General features: G+C 66.8%; 21 protein-coding genes. 12 read left to right on the top strand and 9 right to left on the bottom strand.

The features are described from left to right. Positions 1–86: 86 nt before the first annotated feature. Positions 87–752 carry a TorF family putative porin gene (locus SOM39_RS11845; RefSeq protein WP_249834316.1) on the bottom strand — a complete coding sequence of 222 codons (666 nt, stop codon included), beginning with the start codon at positions 750–752 and terminating at the stop codon, positions 87–89. Between the two features lie 216 nt (positions 753–968). Between SOM39_RS11845 and SOM39_RS11840 the strand changes: the two genes are divergently transcribed. After that, positions 969–1,358 carry a DUF6165 family protein gene (locus tag SOM39_RS11840; protein WP_093534974.1) on the top strand — a complete coding sequence of 130 codons (390 nt, stop codon included), beginning with the start codon at positions 969–971 and terminating at the stop codon, positions 1,356–1,358. 7 nt (positions 1,359–1,365) lie between these two features. On the opposite strand, the gene SOM39_RS11835 is transcribed toward SOM39_RS11840, so the two are convergent. Together SOM39_RS11835 and SOM39_RS11830 are read right to left on the bottom strand one after the other, a co-directional pair. Further along, the gene (locus tag SOM39_RS11835) at positions 1,366–2,109 is read right to left on the bottom strand and encodes a FadR/GntR family transcriptional regulator (protein WP_068854509.1); all 744 of its coding nucleotides are present in this window, start codon (positions 2,107–2,109) and stop codon (positions 1,366–1,368) included. A 43-nt stretch (positions 2,110–2,152) separates the two neighbouring features. Further along, a complete protein-coding gene (locus SOM39_RS11830; RefSeq protein ID WP_307107602.1) occupies positions 2,153–5,041 on the bottom strand; it encodes a TonB-dependent receptor in 2,889 nt (962 codons plus the stop codon). A gap of 379 nt (positions 5,042–5,420) precedes the next feature. Here SOM39_RS11830 and SOM39_RS11825 point away from each other — a divergent pair, with 379 nt between their 5' ends. Genes SOM39_RS11825 through SOM39_RS11800 form a run of 6 tightly spaced genes read left to right on the top strand, consistent with a single transcriptional unit; the run spans position 5,421 to position 14,225 of the window. Continuing rightward, positions 5,421–7,601, top strand: coding sequence for a polysaccharide lyase 6 family protein (locus SOM39_RS11825; protein ID WP_320458451.1), 2,181 nt, complete (start codon positions 5,421–5,423; stop codon positions 7,599–7,601). Next, complete coding sequence (locus SOM39_RS11820) at positions 7,598–9,835, top strand: oligoalginate lyase (protein ID WP_320458450.1); 2,238 nt, start codon at positions 7,598–7,600, stop codon at positions 9,833–9,835. Before SOM39_RS11825 ends, SOM39_RS11820 begins: the two co-directional genes overlap by 4 nt. Then, positions 9,832–11,121, top strand: a complete 1,290-nt coding sequence (locus SOM39_RS11815; RefSeq protein ID WP_306989988.1) for an MFS transporter — start codon at positions 9,832–9,834, stop codon at positions 11,119–11,121. The genes SOM39_RS11820 and SOM39_RS11815 overlap by 4 nt, the downstream gene beginning before the upstream one ends. Before the next feature lie 37 nt (positions 11,122–11,158). After that, positions 11,159–11,914 carry a glucose 1-dehydrogenase gene (locus SOM39_RS11810; RefSeq protein WP_320458449.1) on the top strand — a complete coding sequence of 252 codons (756 nt, stop codon included), beginning with the start codon at positions 11,159–11,161 and terminating at the stop codon, positions 11,912–11,914. A gap of 29 nt (positions 11,915–11,943) precedes the next feature. Continuing rightward, positions 11,944–13,125 (top strand): GDSL-type esterase/lipase family protein, encoded by a 1,182-nt coding sequence (locus tag SOM39_RS11805; RefSeq protein ID WP_320458448.1) that lies wholly within the window; start codon positions 11,944–11,946, stop codon positions 13,123–13,125. Then, entirely contained in the window at positions 13,122–14,225 is a 1,104-nt protein-coding gene (locus tag SOM39_RS11800; RefSeq protein WP_320458447.1) for a sugar kinase, read from the top strand. Before SOM39_RS11805 ends, SOM39_RS11800 begins: the two co-directional genes overlap by 4 nt. 10 nt (positions 14,226–14,235) lie before the next feature. Here the strand turns inward: SOM39_RS11800 and SOM39_RS11795 are convergent, their stop codons facing one another. Continuing rightward, on the bottom strand, positions 14,236–14,661 hold the full coding sequence (locus SOM39_RS11795) for an NUDIX domain-containing protein (protein ID WP_320458446.1): 426 nt from the start codon (positions 14,659–14,661) through the stop codon (positions 14,236–14,238). A gap of 275 nt (positions 14,662–14,936) precedes the next feature. After that, the gene (locus SOM39_RS11790) at positions 14,937–15,509 is read right to left on the bottom strand and encodes an Ax21 family protein (protein ID WP_068848647.1); all 573 of its coding nucleotides are present in this window, start codon (positions 15,507–15,509) and stop codon (positions 14,937–14,939) included. Positions 15,510–16,218: 709 nt separating this feature from the next. On the opposite strand from SOM39_RS11790, the gene SOM39_RS11785 reads away from it, so the two are divergent. After that, the gene (locus tag SOM39_RS11785) at positions 16,219–16,578 is read left to right on the top strand and encodes a DUF1428 domain-containing protein (protein ID WP_320458445.1); all 360 of its coding nucleotides are present in this window, start codon (positions 16,219–16,221) and stop codon (positions 16,576–16,578) included. Positions 16,579–16,623: 45 nt separating this feature from the next. On the opposite strand, the gene SOM39_RS11780 is transcribed toward SOM39_RS11785, so the two are convergent. The 4 genes from SOM39_RS11780 to SOM39_RS11765 all read right to left on the bottom strand — a co-directional run bounded on the left by SOM39_RS11780 (position 16,624) and on the right by SOM39_RS11765 (position 22,476). Further along, entirely contained in the window at positions 16,624–17,304 is a 681-nt protein-coding gene (locus SOM39_RS11780; protein WP_320458444.1) for a hypothetical protein, read from the bottom strand. 10 nt (positions 17,305–17,314) lie between these two features. Continuing rightward, the gene (locus tag SOM39_RS11775) at positions 17,315–18,022 is read right to left on the bottom strand and encodes an NrdJb (RefSeq protein ID WP_093534994.1); all 708 of its coding nucleotides are present in this window, start codon (positions 18,020–18,022) and stop codon (positions 17,315–17,317) included. Between the two features lie 58 nt (positions 18,023–18,080). After that, on the bottom strand, positions 18,081–19,013 hold the full coding sequence (locus SOM39_RS11770; RefSeq protein WP_320458443.1) for a histone: 933 nt from the start codon (positions 19,011–19,013) through the stop codon (positions 18,081–18,083). A gap of 181 nt (positions 19,014–19,194) precedes the next feature. Beyond that, on the bottom strand, positions 19,195–22,476 hold the full coding sequence (locus SOM39_RS11765) for an LAGLIDADG family homing endonuclease (RefSeq protein WP_320458442.1): 3,282 nt from the start codon (positions 22,474–22,476) through the stop codon (positions 19,195–19,197). Positions 22,477–22,732: 256 nt separating this feature from the next. Between SOM39_RS11765 and SOM39_RS11760 the strand changes: the two genes are divergently transcribed. The 4 genes from SOM39_RS11760 (at position 22,733) to SOM39_RS11745 (ending at position 25,638) form a co-directional block, all read left to right on the top strand. Then, complete coding sequence (locus SOM39_RS11760; RefSeq protein WP_306989995.1) at positions 22,733–24,160, top strand: Do family serine endopeptidase; 1,428 nt, start codon at positions 22,733–22,735, stop codon at positions 24,158–24,160. Positions 24,161–24,295: 135 nt separating this feature from the next. Beyond that, a complete protein-coding gene (locus SOM39_RS11755) occupies positions 24,296–24,658 on the top strand; it encodes a hypothetical protein (protein WP_068848632.1) in 363 nt (120 codons plus the stop codon). Positions 24,659–24,664: 6 nt separating this feature from the next. Continuing rightward, positions 24,665–25,171 carry a phage holin family protein gene (locus SOM39_RS11750; protein WP_320458441.1) on the top strand — a complete coding sequence of 169 codons (507 nt, stop codon included), beginning with the start codon at positions 24,665–24,667 and terminating at the stop codon, positions 25,169–25,171. Further along, positions 25,168–25,638 carry a protein sip-5 gene (locus SOM39_RS11745; protein WP_320458440.1) on the top strand — a complete coding sequence of 157 codons (471 nt, stop codon included), beginning with the start codon at positions 25,168–25,170 and terminating at the stop codon, positions 25,636–25,638. Before SOM39_RS11750 ends, SOM39_RS11745 begins: the two co-directional genes overlap by 4 nt. Positions 25,639–25,705: the final 67 nt, after the last annotated feature.

Genomic DNA, 25,705 nt, shown 5'->3' with positions numbered 1-25,705 from the left:
ATCCCTATCGACCGCACGCGCGGGTGGGTACCCCGGTAAGGCATGACCGCTGGCGAAACGGTGCGGTTTCAATCACCGCCCGCACCTCAGAACGTTGTCTGGATCGCGAATTCCACGCGGGAACCGGCATTGCTGCCGAACAGGCGCTTGGCGGCGCGGTCGGTGTCGTGTGCGGTCAGGCGCAGCTCCCACGGGCCATGCACTTTCCAGATGGCGCTGAGCTGGCCGTGCAGGTAGTCGTCGGCGTACGCGCTGTCGAGCCAGTACTGGCCCACCGCGCCTTCGATGCGCCACTGCTCGCTCAGCGGCAGCCGTGCACCCAGCTGGGCGTACGTGCCGGTGCGGCCGCTGGCCAGGGCGTCGTCGGAAACGCCGACGCTCACCCAGTAGCGCTCCTTCCAGGTCAGCGTGCTGTTGAGCTCGGTCCAGTCCAGGTCCACGTCGGTGGACGGGTACAGGTAATGGGTAAGGTTGACGTCCAGCGCCCAATCCGGCGCCAGCGCACCGCTCCAGCCGGCGACGATGTCGAATTCGCTGCGTGCACCGGCATCCGGTTCGAACGACACCCCCGAGCCCCAGACCGAGGCATACCAGCCCGATTCGCTGCTGAGCTTGACCCCGGCCTGCACCGTGGGATCTTCCATCGTCTGCGAGCTGCCGCGCCAGACGTAATCGGAGGTCAGCGTGGCGTTACCGTCCACGCCCGCCAGCGCCGAGCCACTGAGCGCCAGGCCAAGTACCACGCCGCTCATCCGGCGCAGTGCGCGCCCTTTTTCCTGCTTTGCCACCACGTCCACCACTCCTGAAAACGGCCGCGCCGTTGAAGCGCACAGTGTGGTGAGCGTGGCCGTAAAGGCGCCATGCGCCGCAGCGGCGGGGCGCGCAAATTCGGCGTAAAAGCTGCCCACCAGGCCTTCAGGCGGCCCGCGCTATCATGGCGGCCCTGACTGACCTGCAGCGAGAAACGCGTGGACGCGATCCTGACCCCGGTATCGATTGGCGAGCTGATCGACAAGATCACCATCCTGGAAATCAAGGCCGAACGCATCACCGATGCCGGCAAGGTGGCCAACGTGCGCACCGAACTGGATGGGCTGCTGCCGCTGTGGCAGGAACAACTGGCCGCGCAGCCGGGGCTGGAGGCGCTGAAGACCCAGCTCAAGGCCATCAATGTGCGGATGTGGGACATCCAGGACCAGCTGCGCGACAAGGAAGCGGCGCAGGTGTTCGATGATCAGTTCATCCAGCTGGCGCGCGGTGTTTATGGCACCAACGGCGAGCGGGTGAAGGTGAAGAACGAGATCAACCGCATTGCCGGGTCGCAGCTGGTGGAAGAGAAGCAGTACCAGGGGGAATAAGCCCCCCTTATCGCGCGGTGGCGGCCAGGAACCGTTCGCGGTCCTGCTGGGTGCGCCGGCGGATTTCCGCCAGCGCTTCGTTTTCCGTGGCTTCCAGCATGGATTCGAACAGCCGCTGGAAGTGATTGCGCATTGCCGTGCGCGCCGCGCCGGGGTCGCGCAGGCGCAGGCCATCAAGGATGGCGGTGTGTTCGTCGTTGCGGGTGTCGCCGTCGTTGTGGCACACGTTGGCATACACCTGGCGCACCCGCGGCAACTCGTTGCGCATGCGCCAGATCAGCTGCACGCAGTGCTCCACCACCGGGTTGCCGGCAATGCGTGCAATGGCCAGGTGGAACTGGCGGTCGGCCTCGCTGGCCGCCGCCTCGCTCGAGGCCGGGTCGGTCATGGCAGCAATCAGCCCTTCCAGCATTTCCACTTCCGCATCGGTGATGCGGCTGGCGGCCATGGCCGCCGCCTCGGCTTCGATCACCGCACGGGCGGCGGTGAGGTCGAATGCCGATACATCCGGCAGCGCGCCAGGGGCGGCCGCCGGACGTGCCTTCACGTACACGCCCGAACCGGTCTTGATGGTGATCAGGCCCTGCGCCTCCAGGGCAATTTCCGCTTCGCGCACCGTGACCCGGCTCACCCCCAGCCGTTCGGCCAGGTCGCGTTCGCCGGGCAGGCGCGAGCCGGGCGGGAATTCGCCCTTCTCGATCAGCGCGACGATTTCAGCGGCAATGGACTGGTAAAGGCGGGGTTCGGACATCTTCAAGGCCTGGCTGTACGGTGGCTGGGAACCGGAGTTGCGCTTAGAAACGGTAGCGTACCCCCAGATAATACCGCCGGCCGTAGGTGGTGTACTCGCGGAAGCTGCCCAGGATGGGCATATCCGACACCCGCGGCTCGTCCGTGAGGTTGCTGGCCGACAGCGATACCGACAGGTGCTTGTTCACCTTGTAGGTGGCGCGGAAGTCCAACGAGCCATTGTCGCGCACGTAGCGGTTCTGCGCCGGGTCGCCCACGAACTGCTGGTAGTAATCGGAGCGGTACTTGTAGATGGCCTGCAGGTCCAGCTTGCCCAGGCCCCAGTACACCTGCGCCGAGGCGACGTGCTTGGACAGGCCGAAGATGTTGGCCGGCTCCACGATGCCCGGGGTGACGATGCCGGTGACCGGATCGGTGGACTCGCCCAGGCGCAGGTCTTCGGTCTTGAAGTTGGAATGGGCGTAGTTGTAGCTGGCCTTCACGCCCAGCCCGGCGAAGATGCCCGGCAGGTAGGAGAAACTGTGCGAGCCGGTGAGCTCGAAGCCGATCAGGTCGCTCTTCTGGTCGCTGGTGGCCAGCTGCTCCACCGGCACGGTGACGCTCACCCCGTCGATGTCGAAGTTCTCGCCCACCACCACCGGCACCGAGCCACCATTGAACTGCTTGTAGTACACGGCGGTGGACAGCATGGAATCGGCGTTGGCGTACCACTCCAGCGAGACATCGGCATTCCACGACATCAGCGGGGTGGCGCGCGGGTTGCCGGTGGCGGTGATGTTGCCCAGTGCATCGGCCACGCTGCCGAACTCGGTATCCACCTCGTCCAGGTTGAAGCTGCGGCCGTAGCCGAGCGCGGCGAGGTCCGGGCGCGACATCGCACGGTAGGCACCCACGCGCAGCAGCAGGTCCGGGCGCAGTTCGAAGGCGGCATTGAAGCTGGGCAGCCATTCGTTGTTGCTGGCCTTGAGCACCTGCCGGGTGAAATCGCCGGTGGGCCGCAGGGTCACGGTGCCGTCGGGGTTGTTGACCACGTCCAGCCCGCTGCGCAGGCCCATCGAACGCACGTCGGTGTGCACCCAGCGCACGCCGATGTTGCCGGTGACCGGCACGCCGAACCACTCGCTGCTGTAGTCGCCCATCAGGTAGATGGCGCTGGTTTTCTCGGTCACATCGTTGTTGGCCGGGTCGCGCAGGTCCGCGCTGAGACCGGTGTCGTCCACGCCGGTGAAGGCCTTGAACAGGCAGCGGCTGTCGAAGGTGGCCCACTGGTCGATGGTGTTGCCGCTGGCGTTGGCCAGGAAATCATCCTGCGGGAAGGCTTGGCGGCAGGCCTGGTTGGCGGCGCGGATCGCGGCGACATTGGTGGTGGTGACATCCACGGTGTCGGTGAAGTCGGTGTAGGTCGCTTCGGAACGGCGCAGGCCTCCCTTGAGCGCGGTGAAGAAGCCGCTTTCCGGGGTGAATGCCGCATCGAAGCGGCCGGCGCGGATGGTGTGTTCGCGATCCTGCTGGCGGCGGCGGATCAGGGCTGAATCGGTGAAGTTGTCCGGGTTGTTCACGTCGAACGCCGGGTCCAGGTAGATGCTGGGCACATCGCCGCTGTAGTCGTAGGTGTAGTCGACATAGCGGGTGTTCTTGATGCCGGCCACCGGCCTGCCGTTGACGTCGGTACGTCCGGCGCGCAGGCGGGTGGAGCGCTCGATCTGCGAACGCTGGGTGTTGGAGTAGGACAGATCCGTGGAGAACATCCACGCCGCGCTGGGCCGCACGATCACGTTGAACCCGCCGCCGGTGTATTCCTCGTTGCGTTCAAGGAAATTGCCGGTGGAATCGATGGTGGTGCTGCCGGTGTGGCTGAGCAGCGCGCCGTCATCGGTGACCACGCGGTTGTTGATGTTGCGCATCATCGACGACAGCGTGAGGTCCGAACGGTCTTCGGTGTAGTCGCGCTTGGAGTGCTGGTAATCCAGGTTCACTTCCACCGCGTCGTTGGGCCGCCACTGCAGCGCGCCGAACTGCGAATCGCGCTTGTCGTGTTCGATGAACTGGCGATACAGGCGGCTGCCGGGCACCAGGTAATACGGCACGCCGTTGGCCACGTCGTTGCCGTTGACCTGGGTGCAGTTGCGGGTGGCGCCTACCACTTCGCGGCCATCGCAGGCGGCCCAAGTGGTGCTGCTGGAGAACATTTCTTCGGGGTTGCTGCCTTCCAGCGCCTGCAGGCCGAGCGAAACGCCGAGCTTGCCGCCGCCACTGAAATCGAACTGGTCGATGTAGCTGGCGGTACCGCGCCAGCCCACGCCGTCGCCGTCCTTGAGACGGTCGTCGTATTCCTGCCAGGTGCCGCGCCCGTCCAGCTGGAAGGTGCGCTTGCCGTACTCGAGCGGCTTGACGGTTTCCATGTTGACGGTGCCGGCGGTGCCGCCTTCGACGAAGTCGGCGCGCTGGGTCTTGTAGATGGCCACGGTGTTGATCAGCTCCGAGGGGAACTGGTTGAAGTTCACCGAGCGGTCGCCGCTGCCGTTGGTGGCCTCGCGGCCGTTGAAGGTGGACGAGCCCAGGAACGGGCCCAGGCCACGGATCGAGATTTCCGAGGCGCCGCCCTTCTCGCGGTGGGTGGAGGCGCCGGTGATGGTTTCGATGGCTTCGCCGATGGACAGTGCCGGCAGGTCACCGATGTCTTCGGCCGAGAGCACGTCGGACACCACGGTCTCGTCGCGCTTCTTGTCGATCGAGGTCTGGATGGTGCCGCGGGTCCCGGTCACCTGGACCTGGTCCAGTGTGGTGGCCTGCGCCGGCGCGGCGGCCGGGGCGGCGTCCTGTGCGTGCGCCAGCGGCAGGGCCGCGGTGGCGCACAGGGCATAGAACAGCGCGCTGTGCAGCGCGGTGTGGCGGAAGCCTCGTGGCGAGGCCGTACGGCGGTCATGCAACATCGTGATCTCCCTCCCAGGATGGATCGTCCGACTACACGGATTCGATCCGGAAGATTCACGGTTGGAGGACCAATGTCAATGAATTGGTACTAAAGTCTACCCCGGTGATGCACCTAGGCCAGTTACAACCAATTTTATGTGCGGATGCAGCAGATATTTGCGCAAATGGCCAACCACATATGCCTAAAGTGGTATGCGATTGTGGTTGACGTTGTTGCGGTCGAGGCTGTTACCATCCGGACTCGTGTTGGCGTCCATGGTGATCTGGGAGGGTTAGCCTGTGGCACAGCAACAAGCTGAGGTTGTGAGTAGGGCGGTACAGCGTTGGTTTCGGTGGGGTCCATGCGTTATGGGGCCGATCAGCCGGACTGGCCGGCGTTTGGGAACCGCCGCTACCGTGCTGGCGCTGCTGCCTGGCGTTGCCTGGTCGGCCGAGTACCTTGTGCACGACGCGGCTGGGTACGTTTCCGCTGCGAAGGGCCTGAAGCCCGGCGATACTGTCGTTCTGGCCGATGGAACGTGGCGGGATGTGGATCTTCTGCTGACGGGTACCGGCACAATTGGTCAACCAATTCGTCTGACCGCGCAGACGCCCGGGAAGGTGATCCTGAGCGGGCAATCGCAGCTGCGGCTGGCCGGGGCCTACCTGGAAGTCTCCAACCTGGTGTTCCGCGATGGCTGGGCGCCGGGTGGTGAGGTGGTGAGCTTCCGCAGCTCCTCCAAGGCCTGGGCCGAGCACAGCCGGGTCACCGGCATCGTGATTGATGGCTACAACAAGCCCGACCGCGCCCAGTCCGACAACTGGGTGGCGATGTACGGCCGCTTCAATCGCTTCGACCACAACCAGCTGGTGGGCAAGACCAACGCCGGCACCACCCTGGTGGTGGTGCGCAATGCCACCAGCGGGTTGGATAACCGCCACCGCATCGACCACAACTGGTTCGGGCCGCGCCCCAACCTGGGCAGCAACGGCGGCGAAACCATCCGGGTGGGCACCAGCCACGATTCGCAGTCGGCCTCCAACACGGTGGTGGAGAACAACTGGTTCGAGCACACCGACGGCGAGGTGGAGATCGTCTCCAACAAGTCCGGCGGCAACCTGTACCGCGGCAACGTGTTCAAGGAATCGCGCGGGTCGATGGTGCTGCGCCACGGCCACGGCAACGTGGTGGAGCGCAACATCTTCCTGGGCAACGGCAAGCCCCATACCGGTGGGGTGCGGGTGATCAACCGCGACCAGATCGTGCGCGACAACTATTTCGAAGGCGTGGCCGGCGATGGCTTTGCCTCGGCGCTGGCGGTGATGGCCGGCACCCGCGATGCGCCACTCAACCGCTATGAGCAGGTGGACAACGCGCTGATCAGCCACAACAGCTTCGTGCAGGCGCGCTACCTGTTCCTCGGCGCCGGGCTGGACGAGGAGCGCAACGCGATGCCGGTGCGCAGCAAGATCGCCGACAACCTGTTCGTCGGCGATGGCAGCGGCGAGCTGCTGCGCACGCAGGGCGACCTTGCCGGCATTGCCTTCAGTGGCAACGTGCAGAGCCCGGCGGCGTCGCCCGGTTTCCCCAACGGCGTGCAGGGCCGCAGCCTCACCCTGCAGCGCGCGGCCAACGGCCTGCTGTATCCGCCGGCCGGTATTGAGGTGGGCGCACCGCGCGACCTGGAGCCGGTGCCGCGCGAACAGGTCGGCGTGGCGTGGTATCCCAAACAAATCACCCAGACCGCGTTGGACAGCGGCCGCGCGCATCGCGTCGCGCCGGGCGAAGACACCCTGGTGACCGCCGTGGCGGCCAGCGCCGCAGGCGACCGCCTGCAGCTGCAACCCGGTGACTACCGCATCAGCCAGGTGCTGGCGGTAAACCATCCGCTGAGCGTGATCGGCCCGGCCAAGGGCAAGGCCACGCTGCGTTTCTCACGGCCCTCGCTGTTCGAGATCCGCCCCGGCGGCTCGCTGCGCCTGGCCGGGCTGGAGATCGACGGCAGCCTGGCGCCGGATGCGGCCGGCAACGCGGTGATCCGCGTACCGCCGGGCAGCCAGGCCTTCGACTACACGCTGGAGATCGCCAACAGCCGCATCCACGACCTGAGCAGCAACAAGGCCTTTGATGTGATCAACACCGGCAAGGGCACGTTCGCCGCGTTGATCCGGCTGCACGGCGTGACGGTAAACGACATCAGCGGCAGCGTGATCGCCGCCGCCGCCGAGACCGACGACCTGGGCACCTACAACGCCGAAACGGTGGAGATTGTCGATTCGATCTTCCAGCGCATCGGTGGCCCGCTGGTGAACCTGTACCGCGGCGGCACCGATGAAAGCACCTTCGGGCCGGCCTTCGAGCTGCGCGGCAGCCGCCTGGAACAGGTGGGCAACGTGGGCGACACCAGCCTGCGCCTGCACGGCGTGCAGCAGGCCCACCTGAGCGACACCACCTGGCTGCGCAGCGGCCGGGTGCGTTTCACCCATCAGACAGGCGAGCCACACCTGCGCCTGCGCAACACCACGTTCACCGCTACGGCGGCGCTGCAGTCCGATACCCCAGCCGAGACTTTGCCATGACGCGTTCCACGTCCCTGATGCTGCTGCTGGCGGCCACCTTCAGCGCCGCCGCGCTGCCCGCCGCGCACGCCCAGGCGCCCAACGTCGCCACGCGCGGTGCCGAAGCCAGCAGCGCACCGGTGCTGGTCACCGACGCCCAGTGGGAGCAGATGCGCCGCGATGGCGCCGGCTACCCGATGTTCGCCAGGGAACAGGCGCGTGCCGAGAAGCTGGTGCGCGCGATGATGAAGGCCGGCATCGATGTGCCGGTGCCCAAGGACAAGGGCGGCGGCTACACCCACGAACAGCACAAGCGCAATTACCAGGCCATCCAGGCCGCAGGCGCGCTGTACCGGCTCACCGGCGACAAAGCGTATGCGAACTTCGCGCGCGATGTACTCCTCGGCTACGCCAAGCTGTACCCCGGCCTGGGCGCGCATCCGGAAGGACGCGGGCAGATTCCCGGGCGTCTGTTCTGGCAGACGCTCAATGATTCGGTGTGGCTGGTCAACGCGGTGCAGGGTTACGACGCGATCCGCGACAGCCTCAGCGCCGATGAGCGCCGCACCATCGACGACAACGTGTTCCGGCCGATGGCGCAGTTCCTGAGCGGCAACCCGGAGAACTTCGACAAGATCCACAACCACGCGACCTGGGCGGTGGCCGCCACCGGCATGACCGGGTACGTGCTGCGCGACCCGGTGCTGGTGGACCAGGCGCTGAAGGGCAGCAAGCGCGATGGCAACGCCGGCTTCCTCAAGCAGGTGGACCAGCTGTTCTCGCCGGATGGCTATTACGAAGAGGGCCCTTACTACCAGCGCTACGCGCTGGCGCCCTTCATCCTGTTCGCCAACGCGGTACAGCGCAACGAACCCGAGCGCGGCATCTTCAAGCGCCGCGACGGGGTGCTGCTCAAGGCGGTGGATGCGCTGGTACAGAGCAGCTACGGCGGCTACTTCATCCCGATCAACGATGCGATCCTGGACAAGGGTCTGGACACCGAGGAACTGGTGGCCGGCATCGACATCGCCTACGCCAACACCGGCGATGCCCGCTTGCTGTCGGTCGCCAAGGGCCAGAAGCGCGTGCTGCTCTCGCCCGAAGGGCTGCAGGTGGCCAGGGCGCTGGCTGAAGACAAGGCCAAGCCCTATGCCTTCGTGCCCACCCTGCTGCGCGATGGCCCGGACGGCACCGAAGGCGCGCTGGCGATCCTGCGCATGGGTGGCGAAGACGGCCAGGCACTGGTGATGAAGAACACCAAGCAGGGCATGGGGCACGGCCACTTCGACAAGCTCAACTGGCTGTTCTACGACAACGGCCAGCGCGTGGTCACCGACTACGGCGCCGCCCGCTTCCTCAACATCGAAGCCAAGTCCGGCGGCATCTACCTGCCCGAGAACACCAGCTGGGCGCGGCAGACGCTGGCGCACAACACGCTGGTGGTGAACGAGCAGAGCCACTTCGGCGGCGACTGGAAGAAGGGCCAGCCGCTGGCCCCCGCCCCGCTGCTGTTCGCGGTGACCGACGACACCCAGATCGTGTCGGCACGCATGGACGGTGCGTATGACGGGGTGAGCTTCACCCGCACCCAGGCGCTGCTCGCGCACCCATCGCTGGGCCAGCCGGTGGTGCTGGACCTGCTGCGCGTGGACGGCAGCACGCCGGCCCGCTACGACCTGCCGCTGCACCTCAACGGCCACATCATGGACGTGGGCTTCAAGGCGCAGTCGGCGGTGACCACGCGCCCGGTGCTGGGCAAGGCCAACGGCTACCAGCACGTGTGGGTGGATGCCTCCAGCGAACCGGGCACTGAGGCGCGGAGCCTGACCTGGCTGCTGGACGGGCGCTTCTACACCTACCGCTTCGCCAGCACCGCGCCGGCGCGGGCGTTGATCGGCGAGAGCGGTGCGAACGATCCTTCGTTCAACCTGCGCCGCGAACCGCTGCTGCTGCAGCGCGTGGATGGCCAGGCGTCCACTACCTTCTACGGCGTGCTGGAACCGCATGGCCAGTACGACGGCACCGCCGAAACCGTGCGCGGCGCCAACAGCCGCATCGACCGCCTGGCTCACTACCGTGGCAAGGACGCCAGCGTGCTGGTGCTGGACCTGGCCGGTGGCCAGCGCGTGGCGCTGGGCATTGCCGATGACCCGTCCAGGGGCGGCAGCCATGAGGTGAGCGCCGACGGCCAACGCTGGAACTGGAGCGGTGGCTGGAAGCGCTTCGATACGGCCACCGGCAAGGGCGGCAAATGAACGTGAGCACCCGAACCCGTTCCTACGTGCGCTGGCTGATCGTGGCGCTGATCGCGGTGGCCACGGTGATCAACTACATCGACCGCAACGCCCTGGCGGTGATGTGGCCACAGATTTCCAAGGACGTAGGCGCCACCAAGGAAGACTACGCGCTGCTGGTCACGGTGTTCATGCTGTTCTACGCCGCCGGCCAGTTCGTGTTCGGCCGCCTGTTCGACATCATCGGCACCCGCATGGGCTTTGCGCTGTCGATTGCGGTGTGGTCGATCTCGATCGCGCTGCATTCGGTAACCCACTCGATCCTGTCCTTCAGCATCGTGCGCGCCATGCTCGGCATCAGCGAAGCAGGCGCGTGGCCCGGCGCGGTCAAGGCCAACGCCGAATGGTTCCCGGCACGCGAGCGGGCCCTGGCGCAAGGCGTGTTCAACGCCGGCGCGTCGATCGGCGCCATCATTTCCGCCCCCCTCATCGCAGTGCTGTTCCTGTGGCTGGGCTGGCGCGGCACCTTCATCCTCATCGGCGCCATCGGGTTCGTCTGGCTGCTGCCGTGGCTGATCATCTACCGCGCCGGCCCGGACAAGCACCCGTGGGTGAGCGCGGCCGAACGCGCGTTGATCCTGGATGCGCCGGCCGAACAGCCGGCCATGCCCAAGGTCGAATACGTGCCGAACGTGCGCCAGCTGCTGGGCCACCGGCAGACCTGGGGCATCCTCACCACGCGCTTCTTCATCGACCCGATCTGGTGGCTGTTCGTGTCCTGGCTGCCGATCTACCTGGCCGATACCTTCGGTTTCGACATCAAGCAGATCGGCATCTTTGCCTGGGTGCCCTACGTGGGCGCGATGATCGGCAGCCTCGGCGGCGGCTGGCTGTCCGGGCGGCTGATCGGGGCCGGCTGGAGCGTCGACCGCGCACGCAAATGGGTCATCACCCTGGGCGGGGCGATCATGGCCCCGGCGCTGCTGGGCGCGGTGCTGGCCACCGACCCGGTGTGGGCGGTGGTGACCATTGCCTTCGTGCTGTTCGGCTTCCAGATCGCCATCGGCAACATCCAGACCCTGCCCGGCGACATCTTCAACGGCAAATCGGTCGGCTCGCTGGCCGGGCTGGGCGGCATGGCCGCCGTGGCCGGCACGCTGATCACCACCTGGCTCGTGCCGGTGATGACCCGCGACTCCTATGCACCCATTTTCATCCTGGTGGCGGCGCTGGTGCCCGCTTCCCTGCTTGCCCTGTGGCTGGTGACCGGACGCGTCGAGAAGCTCGACGCGCCGCCTTCCCGCTGAGGTTTTCCTTTTCCCCCTCGCATCACTGGAGTACCAAATGAATCAGTTCAAGGACAAGGTGGCGATCGTCACCGGTGGCGGCCGCGATATCGGCCGTGAGATCTCGCTGAAGCTGGCCGCGGCCGGCGCCAAGGTGTGCATCAACTACGCCAACGACGAAGCCAGCGCGCAGGACACCCTGCAGCAGGTGCAGGCCGCCGGCGGCACCGCCATCGTGCACCGCGCCGACGTGACCGACGCGCAGGCCGTGGCCGGCATGGTTGCCGCCACCCAGGCCGCGTTCGGGCCACGGATCGACGTGCTGGTGAACGTGGCCGGTGGCATGGTGCAGCGCCGCCCGCTGGCCGAGATCGACCCGGCGTTCTTCCACAAGGTGATGGACCTCAACATGAGCTCGGTCTACCTGACCACCCATGCGGTGGTGCCGCACATGCCCGAAGGCGGCGCGATCGTGAACTTCGCCTCGCAGGCCGGCCGCGATGGCGGTGGACCGGGCGCGTCGATCTACGCCACCGCCAAGGCGGCCGTGATGACCTTCACCCGCGCCATGGCCAAGGAACTGGGCCCGCGCGGTATCCGCGTCAACGCGCTGTGCTGCGGCATGATTGCCACCCGCTTCCACGATGAGTTCACCAAGCCGGAAGTGCGTAGCGCCGTGGCCGGCAACACCCCGCTGCGCCGCCAGGGCCGCCCGCAGGAAGCGGCCGACACCGCCGTGTACCTGGCCTCGGATGCGGCCGGCTTCATCACCGGTGCCAACGTCGACGTCAACGGCGGCACCTACTTCTCCTGATAGACCGCTGACCGCCTGGGAGGGCCGCCATGCTGCGCTGGATCACTGCACTTTCATTTGCACTTGCCACCTGCGCCGCGGCGCTGCCCACCCAGGCCCAGGTCTGGGTACCGGCCTGGACCGCCTCGCCGGCGCCCGACCGCCAGGACGGCACGCCGGAAGCACCGGTGCAGTTCGCCAACCAGACCGTGCGCCAGGACATGCGCCTGGCCAGCTCGGCCACCGCGCTGCGCTTCCGCATTACCAACGAGCTGGGCGTGGCGCCGCTGCATATCGGCGGCGCCACCGCACAGCGCACCGGCATGGCCACGCCGGCCAGGCTGGTGACCTTCAACGGGCGCAGCGAGGTCACCGTGCCGGTGGGCGCGGTGCTGCTCAGCGACCCGGTGCCGATGGCGGTGCCGGCGCTGGCAGATGTCTCACTCACCGTGTATTTTCCCGAACCCACCCAGCCAGCGGTGCGGCGCACCGCGCTGCGCATTGCCGACGGCCGCCAGGCCGAGGTTGCCGACAACGTGAAGCTGGCCTACCGGCAGAACGTGGTATCGGCAGTGCTGGCCGAGCGCAGCACCACGCCGATCGTGGTGGTTGCACTGGGCGATTCGATCACCGAAGGTGCCACTGCCACGCGCGGCAGCAATGGTGATTGGCCTTCGCTGCTGGCCACGCGCCTGCAGCAGGCCTGCCCGGACCAGGTGGTGCTGGTCAACGCCGGCATCAGCGGCAACAAGGTGATGGACCATGGCCGCAGCCACAGCGCGCTGGCCCGGCTGGACCGCGATGTGATCGCGCTGCCGCACGTGGATCGGGTGATCCTGTTCGAAGGCATCAACGATATCCGCCATGACGGCGGCACCCCGCCGGTGGCCGGCCGCAATGCCGATGACATGGTGCTGGGCTACCGGCAGGTGGCCGAGCGCCTGCACAGCAACGGCATCCGCGCCATTGCCGCAACGATGACGCCGTTCGGCGGATCGGACCGCTACGAACCCGTATCGGCCGGCACCCGCACCACGCTCAACACCTGGATGCGCGGTGGCCGCAGTGGCTTCGATGCGCTGATCGACTTCGACCAGATCCTGCGCGATCCGGCCAAGCCGGAGTTCCTGCCGGAAGCCATCACCCGCGATTTCCTGCACCCCAACGATGAAGGCTACCGGCGCATGGCCGATGGCGTGGACCTGGCCGTGCTCGGGTGCAAGGCACGATGAGCACGCAGCAGTTCCAGCTGGCCCGGCACGCCAGCCCACGCTGGGCCGCGATGGCGCTGGGTGAAGTGATGTTGCGGTTCGACCCGGGCGAAGGCCGCGTGCGCAACGCCCGCCAGTTCCAGGTATGGGAAGGCGGCGGCGAGTACAACGTGGCACGCGGGTTGAGCAGTACCTTCGGCCATGCCACGGCGGTGCTGACCGCACTGCCGCGCAACGAGCTGGGCCTGCTGGCCCAGCAGCTGATCCAGGCCGGCGGCGTGGACAGCAGCCAGATCCTCTGGCGCGAGTACGACGGCATCGGCCGCAACACGCGGATGGGGCTGAACTTCACCGAGCGCGGCTTCGGCGTGCGCGCGCCGCTGGGGGTGTCCGACCGGGCGTACTCGGCCGCCTCACAGCTGCAAGCCGACGAATACGACTGGGACACGCTGTTCGGCGTGCACGGGGTGCGCTGGCTGCACACCGGTGGCATCTTCGCCGCATTGTCCGAGCGCAGCGCGCAGACGGCCATCGCTGCCGTGCGCGCCGCGCGCCGGCATGGCGTGGCGGTGTCCTACGACCTCAACTACCGCGCCAGCCTGTGGAACAGCCACCCGGATCCGGACGCGGCACGGCACGCCAACTGCGCCATCGCCGCCGAGTGCGACCTGCTCATTGGCGATGAGTACTCGTTCGCGGCCTGCCTGGGCATGGACCTGGCCGACCTGGGCCGGCGCGAGACACCGATGGACGTGGGACCGGCCGATGCAGCCGCGCTCCGCGCAATGGAACGGTTCCCCAACCTGCAGGCGGTGGCGTTCACCCTGCGCGATGCCAGCAACGCGGCCCGCAACGGTTGGGCCGGCGCGCTGCGCAACCGCGAGGCGCTGTTCGTCTCCGCCGCGCGCGAAGTCGACCTGCTGGACCGCGTGGGTGGCGGCGATGCCTTCGTGGCCGGCGTGGTGCATGCCCTGCTGGAAGGCCTGGGCGAACAGGCGGCGGTGGAGCTCGGCGCGGCACACGGCGCACTGGCGATGACCACGCCGGGTGATGCCGCGTGTACCAGCCGCGAGGAAGTGGAAGCGGTGGCGCGCGGTGACGGCGCCGCCGCGCGGCGATAGCGCGCGCGGTTCAGCGCGGCTCGGCGAGCCGCGCCAGCCCTTCGGTGGCCGAGCGGGTCAGGGGGGCGGGCAATGCGTCGGCCGCAAACCAGTCCACGGCAAGGATTGCTTCGGGTTCGAGCGATGCGGCCGGCGTGTCGTCCAGCGTGCGCGCCAGGTAGACCGGTGCCACCCAGTGCTGGCCCAGCGTCGGCTCGAAGTGGTCCACCACGCAGAGCAGCCGCTCCAACGCGATGCGCAGGCCGGTCTCTTCCAGCACTTCGCGCACCACCGTGTCTTCCACCTTCTCCATCCAATCGACCTTGCCGCCGGGCAGGCCCCAGTGGCCCTGCTCGGGCGGACGCCCGCGCTTGACCAGCAGGACGGCACCATCGGCACGCTGGATGACGGCACCACAGCCGACACGGGGTTGTTGCAGTGGGGTCGGCTGGGACATGGGGTTCTCCGGGAGGCCGAGCCATTATCGCCTGCGGGCCCGCGACCACCAACGGTGGCCGCCTACCGTCTGCTGCGGACCCGCGACCATGCGTGGTGGCCGCCAACCGTTGCTTCGGACCCACGACCATCCGTGGTGGCCGCCGACCGGTATATGCGGCGGTAGGTACCGACCGTTGGTCGGTACGCCTTTCGCGCCCACAAAAAAGGCCCGGCAATGTGCCGGGCCCTTGTCGCTGCGCCAGTCAGGCACGCAGCAGAACGATCAAGCGCCGCTTACCAGCTGAAGCGCGGGCCGACCGACCATTCCTTGTCACCGTGGCGATCCATCTTGATATCGCCATTGATGCCCCAGTTCTGGTTCAACTTCACCTGGCCACCCAGGCGGCCGTAGAACTGGCCATCCGGATTGATGCCGTGCTTCTTGCTGTAATCCTCGTAGCCGGCCATTGCGTAGACTTCGGCGTGCTGGCCGAACGCGGTGCGGATACCGGCTTCAGCGCTGTAGCCGTTGAAGTCCAGGCCTTCCTTCGGGTCGAACTTGTTGTAGGCAACGCGGCCCACGAAGTCGGTGCTGGTGGCGATTTCGTGGTTGTAGCCCACGCCGACGCGCCACTGGTCAACCTTGAAGTTGCCGATGTCGGTCTTCTGCTGGTTGTATTCACCAAACGCATGGAAGTTCGGCAGGAAACCGTACGAACCCTTCACACCCCAACCGTCGGCCTTGCCACCATCGGCATCGGTCTTGACGTAATCGCCTTCGGCGTAATTGTAGGACAGGCCTTCAGCGGCCGAAGCGCCGAACGGCAGAGCGGCGGCGAGCGCCAGGGCAATCAAGGAGGTCTTCATGGGGGTACACCTTTTCTGTTGTTTCGTTCGTGCAGTGGCACAAGCGGCTTCTGCATCGGGAATGTAAATTCTCCGTTATTCGACACAACGCGCCCTGAAGTAAGCCGGTTTCGGCTACGCGAATTTTTGGCATCCATTCAGACGCGTCGTGTCATATACGCGCGCGCTGCATTTTTCAGGTGTGCTGTGTGTGTTCGCCGCGCACAATGAACCTCGCGTTTACAACGCGTGGATCAAGGGAATGGGAGTGATCTAGAGGTCGCCGCTGGACTCATGCCGAAATGATTCGGCAGGGCGAAGGGAATCCGGTCACGACGATACCCTTGCAGGGCGTCACGCGCTGGGGAAGCCGCTCTTGGGGAGTAGTCGGCTAACGCGTCCATCTTCCGTGTTGCACCGGCTGACGCAGCTCTGGCATCAAACCGCAGGGCCCTTGGGGTGGCCTGCCCGGCGCTTGCATAGTGAGGCCGATAGCGGCGCGCGAATATCAGGATGTTCCTCACCGTCGTTAAGGGTTTTCTTACCCTTGCTTCGCTGCAATGCAGCGCGCCAGTGACTTAACCCGTTGATTTTCCGGCCACATATGCCGGATTAACGAAATCATCACCGCCTCCAGCCTGCCCTGGAGGCACTGTCGATTTCCCGCGCCCCCACGCGTCGTATTCCTTGAAGGTGCCCGCCGTGGTGCACCGGTTACCGGAGGCTGCAGATGTCCTATATCGACGGTTTCGTATTGGCCGTACCCACCGCCAACAAAGACAAATTCATCAAACACGCCAACGAAGGCGATTCGGTGTTCATGGAATTCGGCGCGCTGCGCGTGGTGGAGTGCTGGGGTGATGATGTGCCCAAAGGCGAGCAGACCGACTTCTTCCGCTCCGTAAAAGCGGAGCAGGATGAGACCGTGGTGTTTTCCTGGATCGAATGGCCGGACAAGGCCACCCGCGATGCGGGGATGGAGAAAATGATGAAGGACCCGCGCATGGATCCGGCCAACAATCCCATGCCGTTCGACGGCAAGCGCATGATCTACGGCGGCTTCGTACCGATCGTGGAACTCAAGAAGTAGGCGCTGTAGCGGGCGAATCGACGGCCCAGGCAGCCACCGCCCCGCTCAGCGCGCGTGGCTGCTGTCGTCGTCCTGGCCGTGGCCCATGCCCATCCCGGCGCCGCCACCGCCCATGCCGCCCATGCCACCACCGCCGCCGCCCTTGCCCCCGGCGCGGTCGCCGGCCTCGGCCTTGCCCCGCGCACCACCGGCCGCAGGCCGCGCCGGGCCTTGGCGCGGAATCGCCACGCTGGCGGGAATGGGCGCCAGGTCCAGCGCCTCGCGGATGAAATCGCGCAGCGATACCACCAGCTCGGCGGTAGGCACCGCGCGGCCTGCGGCCAGTTCGTTGGCCGCATGAGCGGCCAGCCGCACCTGGTCGTCGGTGCCCAGCAGCACGATGTCCGAGAGCGCCGCTTCCACCGCATCGCGGATCCGGCGTGCACGGTCGCTACCGGTGCTCAGTGGCAGGTTCAACGTTTCGTCGCCCTCGCCGGGTGCCTGGCGCAGGTCACGCAGGTGGCGCGGATCGACATGCAGCGCGCCGGTGAACGACCCGCCGAGCGTCTTGTAGGCGGCTATCAGGGTGCGCAGCCGCTCGTTGATCTGGCGGTTCTCGCGCTCGCGGCGCTGCTGCAGGGTCTGCATGAACACCAGGCGGATGCCCACGCCGATCAGGGTGATGACCGCCAGCCCGACCAAGGTGGAGAGCATGGCCTGCCAGGAGCTGAAGTCCAGGTTGCGCATCGGCGTCAGCTCACCCGCACTTGGAATACCCACAATTCAGGCAGGTGGCGCAGCCGTCCAGGAACACCAGTGCCTTGGTGAAGCACTTCTCGCACATGCTGGCGCTGGGCGGAAAGCTGGCGCCATCGCCGGTGATGGCCAGCTCTTCGCTCTCCCGCGCTTCGTACTCGCGGCGCTTTTCGGCGATCAGCGCGCGTTGCGCGGCGCTCATCTCCGGGTCGTGCAGCAGGCCGATCGACTTGAGGTGGTGTTCGACGATGCTGCCCAGTTCGGCCACCAGCGAGGGCATATAGGCGCCGCCGATCTTGTAGTAGCCGCCGCGCGGGTCGAACACGGCTTTCATCTCCTCGACCAGGAAGGTCACGTCCCCGCCCTTGCGGAACACGGCGGACATGATCCGGGTGAGCGCCACGATCCACTGGAAGTGCTCCATCGACTTGGAGTTGATGAACACCTCGAAGGGCCGGCGCAGCTCGTGTTCGGTGCCCGGATTGAGCACGATGTCGTTGATGGTCACGTAGAAGGCGTGCTCCACCATCGGCGATTTGATCTTGTAGGTGTTGCCGACCAGGACGTCGGGGCGCTCGATGCGCTCGTGCATCTGCACGATGTCGTTGGCGGCGTCCGGGAGCGGGGCGGCGGTGGGCGCTGCCTGGCGCGTCTCCTCGGGGGTGACGACGGCATACCCGGTGATCTTCTGATCGATCCTGACAGCCATGGTGCGTTTCCTCGGTGTTCACGGCGCCCGCGCGGGGCAGGCGCCGTGCATTACCTGCTTACTTGCGGGCGCGCTTGGCCGGGGCCTTGCGGGCCACGGTCTTGGCGGCGCGCTTGGCCGGTGCAGCCTTGCGGGCAACCGACTTGCGGGCAACGGCGGTCTTCTTGGCGACAGCCTTCTTGGTGGCGGCCGACTTGCGGGCCACGGTCTTCTTGGCGACAGCGACCTTCTTGCCGACCGTCTTGCGGGCGGTGGCGGTCTTCTTGGTCACGGCCTTCTTGGTGGCGGCCGACTTGCGGGCGACTGCCTTCTTGGCGGTGGCAACCTTCTTGCCTACGACCTTCTTGGCGGCCACGGTCTTCTTGCCAGCGACCTTGCGGGCGGTGGCCGACTTCTTGGCGACAGCCTTCTTGGCGGTGGCGACCTTCTTGCCGACAACCTTCTTGGCGGTGGCGGTCTTCTTGGTCACGGCCTTCTTGGCAGCAACCGACTTCCTGGCGACAGCCTTCTTGGTGGTGGCAGCCTTCTTGCCCACGACCTTCTTGGCGGCGGTGGTCTTCTTGGTCACGGCCTTCTTGGCGGTGGCGACCTTCTTGCCGGCAACCTTCTTGGCGGCCTTGGTGGTCTTGGTCACGGCCTTTTCAGCAGCGGCCTTCTTCTTGGCGACCTTCTTGGTCAGCGCGGCGGCCTCGGCCTTGGCGTTGCTCTTGGCGGTTTCCAGCTTCTTCTTGGCCGTGGCCAGGCTCTTGCCGACCGACTTGGCGGCCTTGTCAGCCTTCTTGGCGACGGTCTTCTCGGCCTTCTTGACGGCCTTCTTGACCTTGGCAACCTGGGTGGTGGCAGCCTTGCGCGCGCGCTTGGCGGTCTTCTTCACCGAGGCGACCACTTCTTCAGCGGTGTGGGCGATGGTCTCGCCAACGTTGCCGGCGGTTTCTTTCACAGTTTCCACACCCTGCGACAGGGTCGCGGTGACGCCATTTCCGTTGCTCATGTTTTGCCTCCTGAGGGGCCAGTCAGTGATTTCGCTGGCGATGCTATACCGGCGCGGACGATCGTGGAACGGTCTTGTCGCAGCCCGTGAGCCGCCTTTGTGCTTGCCCGGCCGGCGCCATGAATCCGGCGCGGACGGGAATCACGCATGAAACCACTTGAAAACAGCTTCGGCTGCACAATCAGAACTTGCCGTAATAGCCCTCCTTGAGCGCGTCGAACAGGTTCGCGGCGGTGTGCAATTCGCCGTCATACTCGATCTGTTCGTTGCCCTTTACCTCCACAACTGCGCCGTCCTGGAGTTCGAAACGGTAGGTGGTGTTCTCCAGATCGGCCTCCTTGACCAGCACGCCCTGGAACGCGGCGGGGTTGAAACGGAAGGTGGTGCAGCCCTTCAATCCCTGCGCGTGGGCATAGCGGTAAATGTCCTTGAACTGCTCGTAGGGGTAGTCGGTGGGGACGTTGGCGGTCTTGGAAATGGAGCTGTCCACCCACTTCTGCGCGGCGGCCTGGACATCCACGTGCGCCTTGGGCGAGATGTCGTCGGCGGCAATGAAGTAGTCCGGCAGGCGGGCACCATCCTCGTCGGCGAACGGCATGGCCTGCGGGTTGACCAGGTGCCGATAGGCCAGCAGTTCGTAGGAGAACACGTCCACCTTCTCCTTGCTCTTGCGCCCCTCGCGGATCACGTTGCGGCTGTAGTGGTGGGCGAACGAGGGCTCGATGCCGTTGGAGGCGTTGTTGGCCAGCGACAGGCTGATGGTGCCGGTGGGGGCGATGGAGCTGTGGTGGGTGAAGCGGGCGCCGATCTCGGCCAGCTCCTCCACCAGCTCCGGGGCCACGCTGGCAATGCGCTGCATGTAACGGCTGTAGCGGGCATGCAGCACCTTGCCCTCGATCTTCTGGCCGGCGCGCCAGCCATCGGCGGCCATTTCCGGGCGCTGGCGCAGCATGGCGGCGGTGACCTCGAAGGTCTCCTGCATGATCGGCGCCGGCCCTTTCTCGCGGGCCAGGCTGAGCCCGGTTTCCCACCCCGCCACGGCCATCTCGCGGGCGATGGCCTCGGTGAAGTCGCAGGCGTCGGGCGCGCCATAGGTCATGCGCAGCATGGCCAGGGTGGAGCCCAGGCCCAGGAAGCCCATGCCGTGCCGGCGCTTGCGCAGGATCTCCTGGCGCTGCTGTTCCAGCGGCAGGCCGTTGACCTCCACCACGTTGTCGAGCATGCGGGTGAACACCCGCACCACTTCTTTGTATTCGTCCCAGTCGAACCGGGCCTGGGCAGTGAATGGGTCGCGCACGAAGCGGGTGAGGTTGACCGAGCCGAGCAGGCACGCGCCATACGGGGGCAAGGGCTGTTCGCCGCAGTTATGGGCATGCAGGCCGTTGCCGTCGAAGCAGTGGATGCCAGGTACCTGGACGTCGTAGACGTCTTCCACCCCGTCCGGGTCCACGCTTTCAACGGTGGCGAAGAAGCGGCTGCGGTTGAGCATGCGGCGGTAGGCGGCCAGCGTCCGGGTCAGGCGCGCGGCCTTGTCGGTGTCGGCAAACCCGATCAGCGCGTCGTAGCGGGCTACGCCTTCGCCGCTGACCACGAGTTCGAACTGGGCCAGGGTGGGGTAAGCACGCTGGCCACCGCGGCCATCCGGCAGCACAGCGTGTCCGGCCTCACGGCGGGCGTAGAGGGTGGAGGGAATGCCGAGCCGCAGCAGCATGCGCTGCACCGCCTCCAGGCGCGGACGATCAGACTGCGCCAACCGCACGGATACGCCCTTGCCCTGGTTGCCCTGCACACTGCCGTCGGCGTCGAAGAGGCCGCGCAGGAAGCCACGGCAGGCATCGCTGGAGAGCTTTTCCAGCGCCGGGGTGATCGGTTTGTGGCCCGGGGACATGCCCAGCTTCTGGGCAAGATCGCGCAGCGCGGCTGACGTCAGGCGCCACTCGTTTCGCCCCTTCACTTCCGACCAGCCAGCAAAGTCGGAGCGGTGCGATAGGGTTCGCGTGCAGCGGATTACTTCATCCATCAGCGCGCGGGTCCCTGCGGTAGGCACTCCCGGGTCGCCATTGGCGACCGCCGCCTGACTCCACACCGAAAGGACAGCCCCATGCTGTTTGAGAGTCCCGTCGCCCGCTAGAAGCCCCAGCAGGTAACCCTGCTCATGCGCCAGCGCACCCGGCCAGTGCGGCGCGGCGCGATGGTCCTGCAGCAGTACCTCATCCCCCGCCTGCAACTGGCCCGCCTCGCACCACTCGCTCTGCACCTGCCAGCGGGTGCGGTGGGTGACCCGGCGAACCCGATGGTCGGCAGTCAGCCGCAGCCGATGGCCTTCGCGGGTCTGCAGGGCGAGCACCGGCTTGCGCGCCGTGCGGAAGAACCCCGCATCGGTGGTGGCATGGTCCTGCCCCTCCACGCGCACGTGGAACCCCTGCCCGATCAGCTCGGCCACCTGGCGCGGCCCGGCGGCGGTGTGCACCCAGGTATCGGCGGTGACGCAGGGATTGGTGGCGCGGATGTCCTCGCACCACCAGTTGTTGTTCATTTCATTGACCCGGTCGATCAGGATGAAACCCGGTTCGGCGTAGTCATAGGTGGACACCATGATCATGTCCCACAGGTGCCGGGCGCGGATCTGGCCGTAGACGCGGCAGGCCACCAGGCCATCTTCGCGGACCACGTAGTCGCGGTGGGTGGGCCATTCGCGCCACTGCACGGCGGCCGGATCGGCCAGGTCGAACTCGCCCGCCTCGTGCAGGCTCAGCGGGAACACCAGCGGCCAGTCGGCGTCGTTGTCCACGGCCTGCATGAAGCCATCGGTGATCAGCAGCGACAGGTTGAACTGGCGCAGCCGGCCGTCTTCGCGCTTGGCCCGGATGAAATCGCGCACATCCGGGTGCGAGACGTCGAAGGTGCCCATCTGCGCACCACGGCGGCCGCCGGCCGAGGAGATGGTGAAACACATCTTGTCGAAGATATCCATGAAGGACATCGGGCCGGAGGTGTGTGCACCAGCCCCTGCCACGAACGCGCCGCGTGGGCGCAGCGTGCTGAACTCATAGCCGATGCCGCAGCCGGCCTTGAGGGTAAGCCCGGCTTCGTGGACCTTGCGCAGGATGCCGTCCATCGAATCTTCGAGCGTGCCCGAGACCGTGCAGTTGATGGTGCTGGTGGCCGGCTTGTGCGCCTGCGCGCCGGCATTGGAAATGATGCGGCCGGCGGGAATGGCGCCACGGCGCAGCGCCCAGGTGAAGCGCTCGCGCCAGTGCCGGCGCTTGTCCTCGGTGAGTTCGGCGTCGGCCAGGGCGTGCGCCACGCGCAGGTAAGTGGCGTCGATGTCCGCATCCAGCGCCTGGCCCTGCTTGGTCTTGAGCCGGTACTTCTTGTCCCAGATATCCAGCGACGCCGGCTGCAGCGGCACGTCGCCCGTGGCCAGCTCCGGGGGAATCACGTCCGTTTGCACCGTACGCATTCGAGGCAGGCTCCATCGCGTGGTCACCGGGTGTACCCGCTGGCGAACCCAACGCCTTGGGGCATTCTGGGTCGGCAACGCAACATCTAGTGGCCGACCTGGATCCAGCTTACGCCGGCACGGGGGCGTGTCAACGGCACGGAAGGTCGCAGGGGCGGCGGTGGCCGGGGTCGATTTCATCGCCGGTTTAGCCGGCAGCGCACAGACTCATTCAGCTTGATTTACCGTATACGTGTTTTCCGCCCACCGGACTCCCATGCGACCGCTCCCGACCCTGCTCACGCTCGCGCTTGCCGCCGCCTTCGGAGGCTTTGTCGCTTCCGCCATCAACGCCCATCTGGACAACCGCGCTGAAGCGGCGCCGGCCACGCTGGCCATTCCGGCGACCGCTGCGCTGCCTGCATCGGTGGCCGGGCAGCCGGTGCCGTCGCTGGCGCCGATGCTGGAGCGGGTGATGCCGGCGGTGGTGAGCGTCAATACCAAGCAGGTGGTGCGGGTACGCAACCCGTACTTCAACGACCCGTTCTTCCGCCGCCTGTTCCCGGAAGTGCCGCAGGAGCGCATCAACGAATCGCTCGGTTCGGGCGTCATCATCGATGCGGCCGAAGGCCTGGTGCTGACCAACCACCACGTGATCGAGAACGCCGACGATGTGCAGGTGACGCTGTCGGACGGGCGCACGGTCAAGGCCGAGTTCCTCGGTTCGGACCGCGACACCGACATTGCGCTGATCCGCATTCCGGCCGACAAGCTCACCGCGCTGCCGCTGGGCGACAGCACGCAGCTGCGCGTGGGCGATTTCGTGGTGGCCATCGGCAACCCGTTCGGCTTCAGCCAGACGGTCACGTCGGGCATCGTCTCGGCGGTGGGCCGCACCGGCATCCGCGGGCTGGGCTACCAGAACTTCATCCAGACCGATGCCTCGATCAACCCGGGCAACTCCGGCGGCGCGCTGGTCAACCTGCAGGGCCAGCTGGTGGGCATCAATACCGCCAGCTTCAACCCGCAGGGCAGCATGGCCGGCAACATCGGCCTGGGCCTGGCCATTCCGACCAACCTCGCGCGCGATGTGGTGGACCAGCTGATCAAGCATGGCGTGGTGGTGCGCGGCACGCTGGGCATCGAAGCACAGAACCTCACCCAGGCGCTGGCGCAGAACCTGGGCCTGAGCGAAGCGCGTGGCGCGCTTGTCACCCGCGTGCTGGCCGGTTCGGGCGCTGCTGCGGCCGGGCTGAAGCCGGGCGATGTGGTGGTGTCGGCCAACGGCCAGCGGGTGGATGGCGCGGTGGCGCTGCACAACGTGGAGGGCCTGCAGCCGGTGGGCAGCGCGCTGACACTTGAGGTGCGCCGTGATGGCAAGCCGCTTCAGTTCAAGGCCACGCTGAAGGAACAGCCGCGCGCGGTAGCCGGTGAATCGCTGGACCCGCGGTTGAGCGGCGCCACCTTCGTCGACCTGCCCGAGACATTGCGCCAGGCCGGCAGCAGCGGGGTCATGGTCAGCGACGTCAAGCGCGGCAGCCGCGCGGCGAATTCGGGCCTGGTCGCCGGCGATCTGATCATCCAGGCCAGCGTGGGTGAATTCGCCGACCTGGCCAGCTGGCGCGCCAATTTCCAACAGCGCCCGCAGCAGCTGGTGCTGCGCGTGGTGCGCGGCAATGCGCGCGGCGAACTGGAGATGCGCTGAACCGGTCAGGCAACCTTCGCGCGCGGATCACACCAGCTGACGCCCTCTACACCCTGCCAGTGCTATTACCTTCAGTTCGCTTCGACCGGCATGGCCTGCGGTCACCTTCCCCATCGCTTACTACGGAGATACACGATGAGCCCCACCAATACCGAAAACCTCAAGGAACACCTGGGTGAAGCCGGTTCGCACCTGAAGTCGGCTGCCACCGCTGCCGGCGGCGCGATCAAGGGCGCCACCGGCGCGGCGACCGACGAACTGCGTATCGGCAAGGCCAACGTCAAGGCTGAACTCTCCGACACCGCACTGTCCGGGCTGGCTGCTGCTGAATTCGGCGGTGCTGCTGCCAAGGAACAGGTCGATGCGCTGATGGACAAGGGCAAGGACCTGGTCGACAGCGCCGCCGAGCTGATCCGCGAGCGCCCGCTGGCCTCGTTCGGCGTGGCGTTCGCCGCCGGCTGGATCATCGCCAAGCTTGCCCGCAGCGGCGACAAGTAAGTCGGCGTGAGCGATCAAGCACAGTCGACGCCTGACGGTGGGGCTTCAACGCCTCCACCCGAGGGCGATGCCGGCCAGCGCGCGCCGCGCCTGGATGAAAGCATCCGCGAGGTCGGCCAGGCCGGCCGCGCAACCGTGGATTCGGCCAAGCACACGCTGCGTTCGCTGCGTCGGCTGGCCTCCTTTGAATTTGCATTGGCACGCAGTGCGTTCGGTCGGGCATTGGCGTGGAGCGGGGTGGCGATCGTGTTCGGCGCCTCGGCCTGGCTGCTGCTGGCCGGCACGCTGATTGCGCTGATGCAACGCTGGGGCCTGTCCTGGTTCCATTCGCTGTTGATCACCTCGCTGGTGAGCCTGGCGATGACCGGCTATGCCATCTGGCGGGTGTCGTTCTTCTTCCGCCACACCGGCATGCATGCCACCCGCCGCCAGTTGTCGCGGCTGGGCCTGTTCGATGAGCCCACCGAAGACGATCCCGATGCGGATGTGCGGGCACCGGAGCGTACGCCATGAAGTTCGAAGCCCTTCGCCACCGCGTCAAGCGGGCTGAACAGGTGGTCTCGATCCGGGTCGACCAGACCCAGTGCAGCTGGTTCACCCTGAGCCAGGCCTGGCGCGAAGGCTGGACCCCGCTGCGCATCATCAGCGTGGGCCTGGCCGGTGGTTTCCTGGCCGGCAAGCTGGAGCCCGGCAGCACCCGTTTCCACGGCGCCCGCTGGCTGCAGATGATTGGCTCGGTGTCCAACCTGCTGGCCAGCGCACAGGCGGCGTTCGCCTCGATGCAGGCCAATGAGGCGGCCGAAACCGCCGAACAGGCCGCGGACAAGGTGGATGAAGCGGTCGACCCGACGCCACCTGCAGCACCGGCTCGGGCCGCCGCCCCTGCCGCTGCGCCGCGGGCACGGGTGACCGCCACGCAGGAGGCGGCGCAGCCGCAGCCACTGCCAGCCGAAGCGGCCACCGACGTTTCCGAACGTTAACCGGTAGCGCCGGCCGTTGGCCGGCCCTCCCATTCCACACGCCGCACGCACCCGGGTTGCCCAATAA

It is taken from the genome of Stenotrophomonas sp. CFBP8994, assembly GCF_034044835.1.
Lineage (GTDB): Bacteria > Pseudomonadota > Gammaproteobacteria > Xanthomonadales > Xanthomonadaceae > Stenotrophomonas > Stenotrophomonas rhizophila_A.
This window is presented reverse-complemented; position numbering and strand designations above follow the sequence as displayed.